The following is a 15744-nucleotide window of genomic DNA, read 5'->3' on the forward strand; positions in this document are numbered from 1 at the left end:
AGATGGAACGAACAACAATGAAGAAAGCTTTAACGAATCGAAATATCCAAATGATTGCGCTAGGAGGTGCGATCGGTACAGGCTTATTTTTAGGTTCTGCTAAAGCAATCCGATTGGCTGGACCGGCTGTCTTACTCACTTATTTTATTTGTGGAATTGCTATTTATAGTTTGATGCACGCAATGGGTGATCTATTTTTAACAAATAGCGACTTTCAATCGATCGGGGATTTCATTCATTACTATCTGGGTGACCGTTGGGCTTTTTTAGTCAATTGGACGTATTGGTTATGTTGGATGGCAGCAGGGTTAACGGAATTAACGGCGATAGGATTGTATATTCGCTTTTGGTTTCCTGACAGTTCGCCATTGCTTAGCGGAATCCTTGTTCTTAGTGTGTTGGTCGTAGTCAATATTGTTGCTGTTCGCTGGTTTGGCGAATTAGAATCATTTTTTTCTACGATCAAGATTTTTGGGATCTTCCTATTTATTTTGTTGGGTATCGGCATCAGTATCTGGCATTTTCAGACACCTCATATTGGAGTCAAGGAGAATTTCGGGACGATTCATTCCTTTTTCCCATTTGGGCTGACAGGAATCGCTACTTCTTTTCCGATGGTATTATTTAGCTTTGCCGGTGTGGAGATGATTGGATTGACAGTAGGGGAAACAAGTGACCCACAAGAAAATTTGAAAAAAGCAATCAAATGTTTACCTGCACGCATTCTTTTTTTCTATATTGGAACGATCGTAGCGATTTTATTGGTTGTCCCTTGGCAAAATCTTGATTTAAAAGAAAGTCCATTGGTCACGATGCTTCAAATGGTCCATTGGAGTAAAGGCGCGGGAATGATCAATTTTATCATCTTGGTGGCTTCCTTATCCTCCATGAATAGTGCAATCTACAGTACAAGTCGTATCTTATATAATACGGCAAAAGAAAAAAATCTATCCAAATGGTTTTTATTTATTTCTTCCCGTAGTGTACCGCTACATGGCATTTTATTTACAGGTGGTATGTTCTTGCTAGGGTTGTGTCTACACTTTTTTGTTGCAGATAGTCGCATGTTATTTCAATTATTAGCTGGGATGACTACAGTTTGCTTTTTATTTGTTTGGTCTTCGATTCTTTGTGCCCATCTTAAATTGCCAATCAATCTGCTACAAAAAAATCGAGACAAAGTAACGTTTCTTTTCTTCCTTATGGTGGGATTGAGTCTGTTTTTTGAATCAGCTACCCGAATGATTCCATTGATTTCCCTTGGTTGGTTTATTGGCTTGAATCTGATGTATAGAAGACTCCACGTTAGCCATAAAAAAGAAATGAGCGTGGGACAAAAGTAAGAAACACTTTTGTCTCATTCTTTAAAAACGAATAAACGGTGGGAGCAGAAGCAACTCCTCTAAAATTATTTATTTCAGGGTTCTCTGAAATAATCGCCGTTCATCCATGGCTCTCCTACATATAATAAAAGTATCAAATCGAAACAGGAGGGATTGCCATGATGTGGTATAAAGAGACAGTTGACCAGGTAATGCAGACACTTCAGACAACCCAAGATGGATTAGGACAAGAAGAACGGACGAAACGCTTAGCGAAACATGGGTACAATCAAATCGAAGTCAAAAAGAAAGTTCATCCTTTAAGGAAATTTTTCAAGCACTTTACCGATTTGCTGATAATCATACTATTGATTGCGGCTCTTTTGAAATTTTTCACAGGCGATGTGATCGAAGGAAGCATCATTTTAGCTGTAGTCGTCGTGAATAGTTTTGTGGGCTACTGGCAGGAGCGTAAAGCAGAAGAATCACTAAATGGATTAAAAGAGATGATGGGGCAAGAAGCTGTGATCTTTACGGAAGGGATCAAAGAACTGGTTGAGGCCAAAGAGCTGATCATCGGAGACATTATCGCTTTAAAAGCTGGCGATGTCGTTCCTACAGATATTCGACTGATTGAGGTCCATGACTTCATGGTAGAAGAAGCTGCTTTGACAGGGGAATCGGAAGCTATTGAAAAAACGAGCGCAACGATCAAAAAGACGGTTGCTACTGGTGACCAAGTGAACATGGCATTTTCAGGAACATTAGTACAAACGGGGTCAGCAATTGGTGTAGTGGTTGAAACAGCCAACTCAACAGAAATCGGTAAGATCAACCAAGCATTACAAACGGTAGAACAGCAGACCACGCCACTCGTCAGGAAAATCCATCAGTTGAATAAGCAGATTTTTCGCGGAATCATTTTCTTGAGCCTATTCCTGATTTTTTTCACAACATTCCGCTACGGATTGGAATTGAATTTTCTCTTTTCTACGATCATTGCTTTAATCGTGTCAATGATTCCAGAAGGCTTACCAGCTGTGTTGACGATGATCCTTTCATTGGGTGTGAATGAAATGGCGAAAGAGCAAGCAATCATCAAAGGGTTACCATCAGTTGAAACTCTCGGCTCAATGACCGTGATTTGTTCGGATAAAACAGGAACCTTAACAAAGAACGAGATGAGTGTTGTAGAGACTTTGACAGATGAGAAAGAAAAAATGATTGCGATCATGAAAAATTGTCAGGAAGCACAAACAAAAGCAGATCAACGTGTAGCAGAGTTAAACGGGAATCCAACAGAGTTAGCGTTTTTGCGCTATGCTGAAAATGCAGAAGTTTCTTTGGAAAAGTTACACGGAAAACTGCCTTTTAGCTCCAGTTACAAGTACATGGCTACGATGCACGAACACCAAGATGGGAAAGTCATTTATGTAAAAGGAGCGCCAGAAGTATTACTGGCTAAAGCAGACTTAACGACTGAAAAGTTAAAAGAATGGCAAGAAAAAGCAAAGGCTTTAGCACAAAAAGGACAACGTGTACTTGGGTTTGCTTACAAGGTGGTCCCGAATGAGCAACCATTAACACATGAAGCGTTAGAGCAATTAACGTTTGTCGGGATCGCTGGTATCATTGATCCGCCTAAAGAAAGTGCAATCAAGGCTGTCAAGGAATGTCAAACTGCAGAGATTTCTGTCAAAATGATCACAGGTGATCACAAAGACACGGCAAAAACTATTGCAGAGCAGATCGGGTTGAAACATACCACTACTGTATTAGAAGGAATCGACTTGGATCAGTTATCGGCGGAAGAATTAGCAGAGAAAGTCCAAACAGTGGATGTCTTTGCCAGAACGACACCAGAGCATAAACTACGAATCGTTGAGGCGTTACAAAAGAATGAGGAAATCGTTGGGATGACAGGTGATGGAGTCAATGACGCTCCAGCTTTGAAGCGAGCAGATGTCGGGATTGCTATGGGGATAAAGGGTAGTGAAGTCAGTAAACAAGCAGCAGATATGGTTTTGGGAGATGATAATTTCCATACGATTGCCAAAGCAGTCAAAGAAGGACGGAGAATTTTAGATAATCTGCAAAAGACGATCAACTTCTTCTTACCAACAGCGTTAGCACAAGGATTGATCATTATCTGGGCATTGTTGGCTAACCAACCGCTACCGTTGACACCTGTACAAATTCTCTGGGTAAATATGGTCACGACGATCACGTTATCCTACGCATTAGGATTCGAACAGGCAGGGAAAGATACAATGACAAGACCACCTAGAGATCCAAAGCAAGGAATCCTCACGAGGTACAATGTTTTTCGAATCTTTTATGTCTCCTTGCTGATCATGATCCCAGCTTATTTTCTGGCAATGCGCTTTGAGGGACAAGCGTTACAGCAAACCATGCTTTTACAAAATATCGTCGGCGCGCAAGCAGTATATATGATCAATTGCCGAGAATTAGTAGATGCTTCCTTGAATAAAAGAATGCTGAAAAACAAAGCATTGTTCATTTCTTTAGGAATCCTTTTCATCCTACAGGCAGCGGTCGTTTACCTTCCCTTCATGCAACACTTGATTGGGACAACCAGTCTTTCACTACAACAGCAGCTACCAATCTTATTAAATATCATCATGTTATTTATAATCGTTGAGGTAGAGAAGGTAGTTAGTAAGAAAATAATCAAAAGGAGAGAATGAATTATCCACGGAAATGATTTTGTGGAGCATCTACCCTGACAAAGACTAATCCATTCTTATTGTCAGCGGAGCTGAACGGTCTTTTCACAACCTTTATCCGCGGTGTTCAAGAAGCAACTCCTCAGCAATAAGGCCTAGATTTTCAAAATATGAGAAGCTATTTTAAAAATCTAGTTCTTATTTGCTCGGAGCTAGGCGCTTCTTTCACAACCTTTATACATAACTTCTTTTTGTCTTCTTGTAGAGGCGGTCTAGTTCGTTTTTTGTTGGAATGGTTGAGAGGTAGATTACTTCTATTGGTGGTGCTTCTATTGGGATATTTGAGACGAATAAATCATTTTTATTGAATTTTATTTCTGCGAGTTGACTGTATTCTATCGGTTTTACTTGTACTCTTTTTCCAAAGGAGGCATTTAATTCCTGTTGCAAGAATGCTTTCCATGAGGGTTCTCCTTGAAAGAGAAAATAGACAATTATCTGATTTGGTTTGACGGCTAAGAGTGCTTGCTGTGTTAGTAAGGATAATAGATAGAAAAAATAGGTTTCATCATTGATTGGAAGAGCGGGTGTTTTTATTTTTTCAAGCAAACGTACTTTGTAAGGATACAAGTCGGTATAGTTAGTTTCATATTCTTCCACGAAATAATGATATTGTGACTGGAGTTGTTCCATAAGTAACGGTGATTCATGATATTTCAATAACATCAAAATCAAATTATGACTTAATTTTGTGTGCCGTAAAGAAGACAGGGATAAATGATTTGCAAGTTCCTGAACAAAATCTTGGATACTTGTTGAAAAAGGATAACTTGATAAAGTATCAGTGATTTTAGTTGTATAGTTGTTATTGTAATTCCAACTATCTAAAAAACAAGAAAAGGCAAAAACGGATTCTTCATTTTTTAAATAAACTTCTTCGGTTTCGTATAATGCCTGTAGATCAGAGAGATAAAGGAGAAATAATGGGTCGGTCGGTGAGAGGGTATATGTTGTCATTCGATTATTTGCTTTTATACGAATCGTATTGATGAAAAACCAACAGACACCAAAAATCTCTTCTGTTTCTACTGCTAAATCAGTCTGGTCGATCTGCTTTAAAAAACGAAAATAATGCGATTCATGTACAGAAAAATCTTCGAAAAAATAACTATTATGGGTGAATGGCAAAAGTAATCGATGATAAAAAAGACGAATGGTTTGTTCTTTGCCGGTGATTTCCGCCTTGTGACGTGTCAACTTGATCTGCAAATGGTAAGGGCTTAACGATAGGTTCAATTTTTTCACATGCCTTTTTAGCGTTTCATAAGACACCCCATTGTTATGTAGAAAAGAAGGGATTCTTACTTGTTTACTCACTAATAGTTCTTTTAAAAGTTGGACACTGATGGATTGCCGCAAGAAGGTTTCCCATAGATCATTGGCCAATAAATTTGGTTGATGGTTTAAGTGGATCCCAGCTTGATCACTATCGATCACCCAACCATCTGGAAGTTGAGTTCGGATCATTTGCAGATCGGAAAATACGGTTCTTTCTGTCGTGTCTGCTTCATTGGCTAGTTCATTGACTGTGATTTTTGGGTGGTTCAACAGCAATTCGAGTAGGGTGACCTGACGCTGGATGTCTTTTTCAGTAATAATTTTTTTCATCAAAGAATACATAAGGCTCTCCTTTTTCTTGTAAATAAGACATGGATTAATTGATTTTTTGTTTCTTTACTTTATAAAAAATAGCTTTTCTTAAGTATAAGGAAAAAAGAAAGGAAAGTAAAAAAACTAGTGATATCTTTTAACAATAAAGAAAAAAGAAATTTTCATCGCTTACTTTTTTGATTAGGATCTTTGTTATTTTAATAAAAATAAAGTTTCTATTATTTGGGAAAAATAGTTTTCACGGATTCTGGTAAATGATTTATTCTAGGTTAAGGGGGGAGAAAATGAAAAATATACCTATTACGCCAGATTTGCAACAATCTTTCAACTACATAAAAGCAAACAGTCTAATAAAAGAAAGACAAAAGAGTTCTAGCCATATCGAAAGGGTCATGTATGATCGAAAAAAAGGCAAAGTGGCTGATGAAAAAGAGAATGACGTGTGGAATCAGATGTCTAGTTTAAGTGAATGTACGTCTGATGCGGTGGCTAGTTTGGCAGTAGCAGTGGATCAGGCGCAGGAACGCGAATTACTGGCAGCTCAAGCTACTATAGAGATAACAAGGATGTGGAATGCTCTTTATTTTTCTCGTTGCTATCAGTTGGAGTGGTCAACCAAGTCCCAAGAATTAGAAGAAATAGAAAATAAAAGAAAAGCGAGACATGCTAGAAAGATGATTACTCAGAGAAAAGGTGTCTGTTTTTTCATCAATGAGCGATAGTCGGAAATCTACGAGTACGATCGACAAAACAAATCATAAAAACGAAGCGGCAAAGAATTTTTCTTGCTGCTTCGTTTTTTTAATTAATTTAAATAGAATTCCTTCAATGTTTTCGAAATCATTTTAGTCAAAGGATGATCTTTTGTGAAGGTCGTGGAAAGGTAAATCGTTCTACTGAGTGGTAAGTCTTCGATCTCTCTCAAAACAAATGGATCGTTCTCATCATAAGACCAAGAAATTTTGGGAAAGAAACTAATCGCTAATCCTTGTCTAAGAATGGAGCGAAGGGTAGCAGGATCATCAGTCGATGAACTGATCGTTAATTCAATATTTTTTGCTTCGAGAGCGACGTCTAATGTATGGCGAAAGGCATTATTTTTAGACAGCATCAGCATCGGTGTGCGGCGGATATCATCTAACTGCAAAGTTTCTTTTTTAGCTAATGGATGTGTTTTAGGGATCGCTACATAAACAGGTTCTTCCATGATCGGCACGTTTGTCATACCTGGTTTTATTTCCGAAGTGATATATAAAACTGGATCAGTGATATCTTCTGGTAACTGATGTTGCATGATTGTTAATTGGATCGTAGGATGTTTTTCTTGAAAAATTTTTACTAGATTCGGAATCGAGACCGAAGCGACTTCTAAGTAGAGAATAACGGAGGTGATGATCTTTTCATTCACAGAAGAAATCAATTTGATCCCTTCGTCTAAAGTGGCTAATGTCTTGACAGCGTAAGGGTAAAACTCTTCTGCGTAAATCGTTGGTTCGATATTACGCCCGCTGTGATAAAACAAAGGAACGCCTAGCTCACTTTCAAGGTGTTTGATTGCCCTACTTAAAGCTGGTTGGGAAATAAATAAATCTTTTGCTGCTTGTGTGACATTCTGTGTTTCAAAAACCTTTTTAAAATACTGTAAATGAAGTAATTTCATGCCCTACACCCGATTCATACCTTTTTGTTATGGATTTTTCTTTTTTTGGTATTTTTCATTATAGCAGAATTTTACTATGATAACAGAGGAAAAAGTAAGTGCCAAAGGAGGAACATTCATGAGTACAGGATTTTTATTTCCAGGACAGGGAAGTCAAACACTTGGGATGTTAAAAGATGTGCCAACTGAATACATTGACAGTATTGAAAATGTGACTGGATTTCGACTGGTAGATGAAGAAGCATCTTATCAGGATACGGTTTTTATCCAGTTAGCTTTGCTAACAAAAGCGGCTTATTACCTTGATGAAATGAAAGAACGAGGAATCAAGCCAGATCTTGTAGCAGGACATTCAATTGGAGCATTCAGTGCCGCAGTAGCTTGCGGAGCATTAAGCTTTGAAAATGCTGCCGAACTTGTTTATCACCGAGCAAATTTGATGAAAACTTCATACCCAAGCGGTTATGCGATGGGCGTTATCGTTGGATTAACAAGAAGTGAAGCGGAAAAAGTCGTTGCAGAAACATTTGATCCCAATGAACCAGTTTATCTTTCAAATGAGAATTGCCCATTGCAATATACGATTTCTGGCAGTATCACTGGCTTAGAAAAAACATTGGCCGCAGCGAAAGCACAGCAAGCGCGAACAGCGAAGTTATTGAAGGTCCCAGTTCCTTCCCATTGTGTATTGATGAATGATACCGTTGAAAAATTCAAGCCTTACATGGATACCGTTTCTGTTAAAGATGCCGACTGTTTATATTTGAAAAATATCGATGGACGAGCAACGAAAGATGCAGAAGAGATCCGGAAAGATTTACTTGAAAACCTGGCTTTTTCTGTTCAATGGAACCAAATGATGGGGATTGCACATGAGCTAGGAATGGATTTGACGATTGAATTTCCACCCGGTAATACTTTAACAAAGTTGATTCACGCAAGATTTGGTGTAGATCAAGGGATACGAACTCTTAATTTAGATCAACATGGCGTTGATGACACCACGTTTCTATATCAAAAATGGAGATGAATATTATGGAAAAACCAACACGTAATTGGGCTTCAAAGCGTGAAAAAAAAGCGCGACGATTAGCTAGCATCAGTCATTTACTAAAAGGTAAATATGTTGGAACTGATAAGATCGTTGAAGTACTAGAATCATTGATCACACCTGGTGATAAAGTTGTCTTAGAAGGAGACAACCAAAAACAAGCAAGTTTCCTATCAGAAAGTTTAGAAAAAGTAGATGCAGAAAAAGTGAATGACCTTCACTTGATCATGTCTAGTATTTCAAGACCGGAACATTTGAATGTTTTTGAAAAAGGAATCGCAAGTAAAATTGATTTTTCTTATGCAGGCGCACAAAGTCTACGCGTTGCACAAATGATCGAAGATGGCACGATGAAATTAGGAGATATCCATACGTACTTGGAACTTTATGGACGTTTATTCATTGATTTGATTCCAAATGTCGTATTAGTTGCTGCTGACAAAGCAGATAAAGACGGAAATCTATATACAGGTTTCAATACAGAGGAAACACCAACAATCGTTGAAGCTGCGGCTTTTAAAGACGGAATCGTTATCGTTCAAGTAAATGAAGTCGTTGATAAATTGCCACGCGTTGATATTCCTGGTGATTGGATTGATGTTGTTGTTAAAGCAGATCAACCTTATCAATTAGAAGCATTATTTACTCGTGATCCTCAAAATATCACTGAATTACAAATTTTGATGGCAATGATGGCAATCAAAGGAATTTATGCTGAACATGGCGTACAATCATTGAACCATGGGATTGGTTTCAATACAGCAGCAATTGAACTATTGTTGCCAACTTACGGCGAATCTCTTGGATTAAAAGGGAAAATTGCTAAAAACTGGGTATTGAATCCACATCCAACAATTATTCCAGCAATCGAATCTGGTTGGGTTGAAAGTATCCACAGCTTCGGTGGTGAAGTAGGCATGGAAAAATATATCGCTGCTCGTCCAGATGTGTTCTTCGTTGGTAAAGATGGCTCAATGCGTAGTAACCGTACGTTGTCTCAAGCATCTGGTCAATATGCGATCGATATGTTTATTGGATCAACGCTTCAATTAGACTATGATGGAAATTCATCTACTGTTACGAAAGGTCGTTTATCTGGTTTCGGTGGTGCGCCAAACATGGGACATAACCCTGGCGGACGTCGTCACTCTACACCAGCATGGCAATCATTACGCGACAATAATGATCCATTAGGCAAAGGTCAAAAATTGGTTGTTCAAATGGTTGAAACATTTGGCTCAAATAAAAAACCTGTCTTTGTAGAAGAATTAGATGCTTTAGCTGTTCAAAAACAAGCAGGACTAGCAAATGCACCAGTCATGATCTATAGCGAAGATACAACACATATCGTCACTGAAGAAGGTATTGCTTACCTTTATAAAGCAAAAACAAAAGAAGAACGTCAAGCAGCCATTGCAGCTGTCGGCGGCGTTACTCCACTGGGTATGACAAGTACAAAAGAATCATTGGATCGATTACGTACAGCTGGAATCGTTAAATTACCAGAAGATCTAGGGATCAAACGAAGCGATGCAAAACGTTCATTGTTAGCTGCACAAACAGTTGATGATTTGATCGAATGGTCAGATGGCTTGTATGAACCTCCAATGAAATTCAGAACTTGGTCATAGAAAGTACGGGTCGTACTATTTTTGTGACAGTGTTTCAACAACTTTTAATTTTGACTTGTCTTATAGTTGAAAAAATATGCTAGTACATTCATAAAAGAGTATTGCTACGCGTTTCGCTTCCGAAAGAAAGTGCAAAAAGAAATGTTTGATTTTTGTACTTTCTTCTATAGAAGCAATAGAAAGAATCAAATAAAATACGGATGAAAAGGGGAGAGATTCATGGAACAATTATCCTATACGTACCCAACGAATCAACCAATTAATAAAAAAATCCATGTAGGTGTAGTTGGATCAGGAGACTTAGAAATCTTGATGTTCCCAACAACAAAACAAGAATCAACAATCAAAATTTGTACAGGTAGTGACGGTTTTGGTGAAGTTTGGGCAAATGTCCTAACTCGATTTTTTGATCGTTATCCAATTTCAGCAGATATCGTCATCAATGACTTTGGCGCAACGCCAGGTGTTGTCTATTTACGATTGACGCAAGCAATGGAGGAACTGTCTGATGAAAAATAGTTTTGTAGAATTAAATGCTAGAGACCGTGTCAACGCATTGTTAGACAATGGTCATGAATTGATCGATCCTTTTGATCAATTGATCGCACCAAGCTTATTAGCACAAGGAATCGTACCTGAAAGTGATGACGGAATCGTCGTAAGCCGAGGAACGATTGCTGGAAAACAAGCATTAGTCATTGCAATGGAAGGTAAATTCCAAGGTGGTGGTGTCGGTGAAGTTTCTGGTGCAAAAATCGTTTCTGCATTGGAACATGCTTTAGAAGAAAACAAAAAAGGAAATGAAATCTTTCCAATCATCGTTTTAGATACCGGTGGTGTTCGTTTACAAGAAGCAAACTACGGTTTATTATCTATTTCTGAAATTGGAAATATGATTATTGCATTAAAAGAATATATTCCAGTTATTGGACTTGTTCCTGGTCGCGTTGGTTCATTTGGTGGGATGTCAATCACTTCTGCACTAATGAGCTACTTGATTGCAACGAAAAAAGCAAGAGTTGGTTTGAATGGACCAGAAGTTATTGAACAAGAAGCTGGCGTACGTGAATTCGATTCAAGTGATAAAAATTTGATTTGGAACACATTAGGTTCACGCCAACGTGTTGAATCAAAAATCATCGATGAATTGGTTACAGATAGTGTTGAATCAATCAAAGAAGCAGTAGTAGCTGCAATCAATGAACGTAAAGATACACATCGCAGTGAAAGCTCAGAATTCTATCTTTCTTTATTGGATTCACTTGATCTTTCAAAACCAATGACTATCGCTGAATACAACGAAGCAATTGTGAAACATCAAGCAACACCAGTTGAATTACCAACTGTTTCAGAAGGCGACAAACCAGCAGCTACAAGTGTTGGTTACGAATGGTTTGAAGCATTGACTGATATGAAAAATCCTACTTCATCTGTTGGTACAGTTTACTATGGTGAATCAGATAAATTTGCAGAAGATGCAATTGTTACATCAATCGTTCCTGATCCAAAAAATCCAATGTACCGTGTCCGCAATGGTGAAGTTGGATTGGTTGAAGGCTTCCGCATGGGACAAATCTTGAACCATGTTTATGAAGAAGATAAAGGTAAAGTTATCAAACGTCCAATCGTCATCGTTATTGATGTTCCTAGTCAAGCGTATGGCTATAATGAGGAATTGATCGGTATCCATGTTGCTCTTGCAAACAGTGCTGCTGCATATGCAAAATTACGTCAAGCTGGTCATCCAGTTATCGGTTTGATTGCTGGTAACGCAATTTCTGGTGCATTCTTAGCACACGGATTACAATCAAGTCGCTTGATTGCTTTAAACAGTAAAGAAATCACTGTTCAAGCAATGTCTAAAGCAAGTGCTGCCCGTGTAACAAAACGGACGATTGCAGAAATCGAAGCTGCGGCAGATAAAGTTCCTGCTATTGCTTATGATATCAACAATTATACAAAATTAGGAGCGATCCATTGCTTCCTAGAAGATATCACTGATCAACAAGCTTCAGAAAAGAATGTCAATGAAGTTATCAAAGCAATCAATGCTGCTATCAGTGACGTACGTGAAAAAAACGATACGATGCTAACAGCTCGTTATACAAATGAAACAGCTAAAAAAATGGGACGTGTCGAAACAAACAAAGTACGTGCCAAAATGGCTGAAGAATGGGATGCTTAAAAAATGATCAACGCACATGATATTGTTTGTTTTGATAAACAAGTAATTGAAAATAATGATTTGCCTGACTGGGTAACTCTTTCAGATCATGTTTTTGCGACAGTCCGCCGAGCAATGACCGACTATTCTGAAACCTTACCGATCGGCTTGCGTGGAACTGCCAGAAATCAGCGGTTTGCATTAGAAATACCTACTCGAATGGTTCAAAAAGTAATACATCCGTGGGAAATCACAGACCGGGAATCATTTCGTCAAACAGACATTGCCCAATTCCCTGTTTATCAGCAATTTCATGCTGTAAGAGAAATTTTATCAGGAACAAAGTGGGGAGTCGGAGGAAGTTTAGGTTTTGAACTGACAACGGATATACCGGCAGTAAAAGAAACAAGTGATTTTGATCTTTTACTTTATGTGGATACTCCAACTGGATTGCCACTGAAGGCGATCCAGTCACACCCTGATTTTTTTGAGCAATTCGATACCCAAGTGATCACAACTCAAGGTGGTTTTTCCTTAAAAGAATATTTGAGAAATCCAGAGAAAAAAATTCTTTTGAAAACAACAGAAGGTCCAAAATTAACCAAAGAAATTTGGTAATAAATTTGAAGTGAGAGAAAGAGATGTTTGAAAATAAGAAAATCAAAATCAATGTAAGCGATTTCCAAAAAGTGTCTGCTGTAACTGCCGTAATGATGCAAACTATTTTATCATTTGCATTAGCGAATGCACACAATGAAACGACAGCTGCTTTTATTGGAACATTTTACGTGATGGTTAAATATACTGCTCCGATGTTTATTTTTGCAATTGTTTATAATATGGTAAAAACTAGTCAACATATATCTTACGGGGAATTTTTAAAAGAAAAATTCTTTGAATTATTTGTTCCGTACGTATTATGGACAACTGCGTATCTATGGTTATTCCCAGCTGTACAACAACAAACACCGTATACAAATGTTGGTAGCTTCTTATTGAAATATGTGACTGGTGACGGAGCGCCACATTTATGGTATACCGTGATGATGTTACAGATCCAATTGTTTATGCCGTTTTTTGTTTGGTTAGGCTATAAATTCTTTGCGAATAAAAAGCATGTTTGGCCAACAATGATCGTTTCAACAGCCATCTACGTTGTTTGGTATTTATTCTATCAATCACAAGTATTGAATGGACCATACCATCAAAGTTTATATCTACTTGATCGATTTGTACTAAGTTTTATTATCTATGGCATCTATGGCGTAGCTGCTTTCATGTATCACAAGGAAGTGTTTAATGTATTGAATCGAGTTCGTTACTTGTTCTTGCCTATAGGTTTAGTCGTTGCGCTATTTTCTGTTCGTTCATTATTAGAACATCCAGGAGATTTGAGTTTTGCTAACGCTCCTTACTTGAATACGATTCAAAGTTTGTATAGCTTAGTTATTATTTTTGCCGTCTTCATGTGCGCTTCAAAAATGATCATCAATGATTCACCTAAATTACCACTTTTCAAATGGTTATCTGTATACGCATATCGTACGTATTTAGCGAATGTCTTTGTATTCCAAGTATTGTTACTATTCTTTAAAGATAGTTTCTTACGATTACCTTCTGGAATAATGATCCTTGTGGCATATTTAGCTACAGCTAGCTGTGCATTTGCTTTAAGTTGGATCTTACACCTTATCTGGTCTAACGTGAAGAAAATATTTAGTAAGTAAAAAATGAAAGGAGTTTTTGTCATGAGAGAAAAACAAAGGGAAATGGTGGCGGCGCAGATTGCTTATTCTGTGGAGAAAGCATTGATAGCAGAAGTGGAATTGAGCCCTAAGCCTGGTTTAGTGGATGCCCACAGTACGGGTGCCCATCATGATATGGATCTGTCTTTGTTTCTTCGCTTAGCTAAGTCATTGACTCCTTTTTTTGAACAAATGGCTATTGTATCGTGGAACCATCCAATCGACCAAGAATTACGTGAGAAAATTGCAGAAATTGGCCGACAGGCAGAAAAAGCGATGTTTAAAGCAACCAATGGCGTGAATACGCATAAAGGGACTATTTGGGTCATGGGGCTCTTAAGCAGTGTCATTTCTCAGAAAATCAGTGGTAATGAATCTTTAGACTATCCCGAATTATTTGAAACTGTGGGGAAATTAGCTGCTTTTCCAGACTCTAAATTTCAAACGAAACAAAAAAGTCATGGACTTGTCGTTAAGAAAAAATATGGTGTCAATGGTGCATACGAAGAAGCTGTCTTAGGCTATCCTAATTTGGCACATGCATTGACCTCCTATGAGTCTTTTTCGACAGATTCAAAAGAGCAAAAGCAGTTGCATATGTTATTAGTCTTGATGAGTACGATTGAAGATACCTGTGTGTTGCATCGTAGCGATGAAACGACATTGTTCAAGATGCAAAAACTGGCTTATGATGCTAGTAAACGTCTGCTACCGAATCCTAGTTTTTCTGAACTTCTTCGTTTTTGCCAAAAGAAACAAATTTCACCTGGCGGCAGTGCAGATCTGCTGGCAGCTGGTATATTTTTGGTAGAAGTGAAGAGTTGGGAAAAAAAAAGCCAAGGAAACGATCGTGTTCTCGTTCAACATTAGTAAAACATACAAGCATCCAGTTTGTTATAAAAATAACCCCAAAAAGTTAGGGGAATGAAGTGCGCCCCAAAAGTTAGACCAACAATGTAGCGCACTCATAAAACTGGATCATTGGGAGCTAAGCAGGATTGCTTAGCTTTTTTTGGACTACTATTCTAGCAACAGAGAACTCGGCTATCGCTTCTGAAGTTGCAGGTACTTTTGATGTTGTAGCTCCTTTAACTGTAGGGACACCTACAGCACTTGTAGTACAAAATAAATTAGTGAATGAAATTGATCAAGTTTATACTAGTCTGATTAAACTAGATAAAACAAAAGATCAATTTTATATTGTTGAAGAACAATTAAATTTAGATAATTATAGTGTTGAAGAGGAACAAGGATTTTATATCGTAAGAGATAATTTAAATGCTCGAGTAATCAAACATACTGATATGACAGGGAAGAACATTTGGCTTCAACTGTTAATGAAATGACTGAGGTATTAAATGGAATTGTACCTACACAAGTTTTTTTATCGATAATGGATTACCGTAACGCCAACTTTTCTGAAGTTAGAAAAGTCCAGAATAGTAGAACGATTTATGGGACCATCAGTAACCATTCAGCAATTAGAACTTATAAATTCAACAGACTAATTATTCAATAAGTTAAAATACGATAAAGTACCGATGAGATGGGGTTCTCGGGCGCTTTATCGTATTTTTTTTGTCTTATTCTTGTTTCGATTATGATATACTAGTAAAGTAGAAAAGTGAAAAGATGGTGGCTAATCTCTTGAAAAAGGGGTGATGCCTATGGTTCATCGCTTTATCCCTAGAAGGGAGTAAGCAAGTGTCAACTTTTGAAGCAATTCAACTGATGATCGCTTTTGCGACATTGGTTTTGCTGATTAGTGACCATAAGGACAAAAAATAACCATCTAACACTTTAGCAGGCGTAG

Annotated in this window: 14 protein-coding genes; 12 read left to right on the forward strand and 2 right to left on the reverse strand. The window is 37.8% G+C overall.

The genetic code is table 11. From position 1 onward, the window contains the following. The first annotated feature begins 2 nt into the window (after positions 1-2). Both IGI47_RS02835 and IGI47_RS02840 read left to right on the forward strand, forming a co-directional pair. Positions 3-1343: an amino acid permease gene (locus tag IGI47_RS02835; protein WP_438783259.1), complete on the forward strand. Its 1341-nt coding sequence runs from the start codon at positions 3-5 to the stop codon at positions 1341-1343. A gap of 158 nt (positions 1344-1501) precedes the next feature. Then, the gene (locus tag IGI47_RS02840) at positions 1502-4030 is read left to right on the forward strand and encodes an HAD-IC family P-type ATPase (RefSeq protein WP_438783261.1); all 2529 of its coding nucleotides are present in this window, start codon (positions 1502-1504) and stop codon (positions 4028-4030) included. Positions 4031-4243: 213 nt separating this feature from the next. Here the strand turns inward: IGI47_RS02840 and IGI47_RS02845 are convergent, their stop codons facing one another. Beyond that, on the reverse strand, positions 4244-5689 hold the full coding sequence (locus IGI47_RS02845) for a helix-turn-helix domain-containing protein (RefSeq protein ID WP_438783262.1): 1446 nt from the start codon (positions 5687-5689) through the stop codon (positions 4244-4246). 275 nt (positions 5690-5964) lie between these two features. On the opposite strand from IGI47_RS02845, the gene IGI47_RS02850 reads away from it, so the two are divergent. Beyond that, positions 5965-6402, forward strand: a complete 438-nt coding sequence (locus IGI47_RS02850; protein ID WP_311930859.1) for a hypothetical protein — start codon at positions 5965-5967, stop codon at positions 6400-6402. An 83-nt stretch (positions 6403-6485) separates the two neighbouring features. Here the strand turns inward: IGI47_RS02850 and IGI47_RS02855 are convergent, their stop codons facing one another. Next, positions 6486-7340: a LysR family transcriptional regulator gene (locus IGI47_RS02855; RefSeq protein WP_081134175.1), complete on the reverse strand. Its 855-nt coding sequence runs from the start codon at positions 7338-7340 to the stop codon at positions 6486-6488. Between the two features lie 118 nt (positions 7341-7458). Here IGI47_RS02855 and IGI47_RS02860 point away from each other — a divergent pair, with 118 nt between their 5' ends. From IGI47_RS02860 to IGI47_RS02900, 9 genes are all read left to right on the forward strand, one after another. After that, positions 7459-8370: an ACP S-malonyltransferase gene (locus tag IGI47_RS02860; RefSeq protein ID WP_438783264.1), complete on the forward strand. Its 912-nt coding sequence runs from the start codon at positions 7459-7461 to the stop codon at positions 8368-8370. 5 nt (positions 8371-8375) lie between these two features. Beyond that, entirely contained in the window at positions 8376-10022 is a 1647-nt protein-coding gene (gene mdcA, locus IGI47_RS02865; RefSeq protein ID WP_438783266.1) for a malonate decarboxylase subunit alpha, read from the forward strand. A gap of 219 nt (positions 10023-10241) precedes the next feature. Then, positions 10242-10541 (forward strand): malonate decarboxylase subunit delta, encoded by a 300-nt coding sequence (locus IGI47_RS02870; RefSeq protein WP_005880530.1) that lies wholly within the window; start codon positions 10242-10244, stop codon positions 10539-10541. After that, entirely contained in the window at positions 10531-12207 is a 1677-nt protein-coding gene (gene mdcD / locus IGI47_RS02875) for a biotin-independent malonate decarboxylase subunit beta (protein ID WP_438783268.1), read from the forward strand. The genes IGI47_RS02870 and mdcD overlap by 11 nt, the downstream gene beginning before the upstream one ends. 3 nt (positions 12208-12210) lie before the next feature. Continuing rightward, a complete protein-coding gene (locus tag IGI47_RS02880; RefSeq protein ID WP_438783269.1) occupies positions 12211-12804 on the forward strand; it encodes a malonate decarboxylase holo-ACP synthase in 594 nt (197 codons plus the stop codon). Between the two features lie 23 nt (positions 12805-12827). Continuing rightward, positions 12828-13913 carry an acyltransferase family protein gene (locus tag IGI47_RS02885; protein ID WP_438783270.1) on the forward strand — a complete coding sequence of 362 codons (1086 nt, stop codon included), beginning with the start codon at positions 12828-12830 and terminating at the stop codon, positions 13911-13913. Between the two features lie 21 nt (positions 13914-13934). After that, entirely contained in the window at positions 13935-14801 is an 867-nt protein-coding gene (locus IGI47_RS02890; RefSeq protein WP_438783271.1) for a triphosphoribosyl-dephospho-CoA synthase MdcB, read from the forward strand. A gap of 128 nt (positions 14802-14929) precedes the next feature. Further along, the gene (locus IGI47_RS02895) at positions 14930-15277 is read left to right on the forward strand and encodes a hypothetical protein (protein ID WP_311930852.1); all 348 of its coding nucleotides are present in this window, start codon (positions 14930-14932) and stop codon (positions 15275-15277) included. A gap of 358 nt (positions 15278-15635) precedes the next feature. Next, positions 15636-15719: a putative holin-like toxin gene (locus IGI47_RS02900; RefSeq protein ID WP_227259831.1), complete on the forward strand. Its 84-nt coding sequence runs from the start codon at positions 15636-15638 to the stop codon at positions 15717-15719. Positions 15720-15744: the final 25 nt, after the last annotated feature.

It is taken from the genome of Enterococcus sp. AZ191, from assembly GCF_051713845.1.
Taxonomy (GTDB): Bacteria; Bacillota; Bacilli; order Lactobacillales; family Enterococcaceae; genus Enterococcus_B; species Enterococcus_B durans.

Excerpts from the sequence above, each read along its gene's own strand:
- IGI47_RS02835 (WP_438783259.1), top strand. The coding sequence starts at position 3 with ATGGAACGAACAACAATGAAGAAAGCTTTAACGAATCGAAATATCCAA.
- IGI47_RS02840 (WP_438783261.1), top strand. The coding sequence starts at position 1,502 with ATGATGTGGTATAAAGAGACAGTTGACCAGGTAATGCAGACACTTCAG.
- IGI47_RS02845 (WP_438783262.1), bottom strand. The coding sequence starts at position 5,689 with ATGTATTCTTTGATGAAAAAAATTATTACTGAAAAAGACATCCAGCGT.
- IGI47_RS02850 (WP_311930859.1), top strand. The coding sequence starts at position 5,965 with ATGAAAAATATACCTATTACGCCAGATTTGCAACAATCTTTCAACTAC.
- IGI47_RS02855 (WP_081134175.1), bottom strand. The coding sequence starts at position 7,340 with ATGAAATTACTTCATTTACAGTATTTTAAAAAGGTTTTTGAAACACAG.
- IGI47_RS02860 (WP_438783264.1), top strand. The coding sequence starts at position 7,459 with ATGAGTACAGGATTTTTATTTCCAGGACAGGGAAGTCAAACACTTGGG.
- mdcA (WP_438783266.1), top strand. The coding sequence starts at position 8,376 with ATGGAAAAACCAACACGTAATTGGGCTTCAAAGCGTGAAAAAAAAGCG.
- IGI47_RS02870 (WP_005880530.1), top strand. The coding sequence starts at position 10,242 with ATGGAACAATTATCCTATACGTACCCAACGAATCAACCAATTAATAAA.
- mdcD (WP_438783268.1), top strand. The coding sequence starts at position 10,531 with ATGAAAAATAGTTTTGTAGAATTAAATGCTAGAGACCGTGTCAACGCA.
- IGI47_RS02880 (WP_438783269.1), top strand. The coding sequence starts at position 12,211 with ATGATCAACGCACATGATATTGTTTGTTTTGATAAACAAGTAATTGAA.
- IGI47_RS02885 (WP_438783270.1), top strand. The coding sequence starts at position 12,828 with ATGTTTGAAAATAAGAAAATCAAAATCAATGTAAGCGATTTCCAAAAA.
- IGI47_RS02890 (WP_438783271.1), top strand. The coding sequence starts at position 13,935 with ATGAGAGAAAAACAAAGGGAAATGGTGGCGGCGCAGATTGCTTATTCT.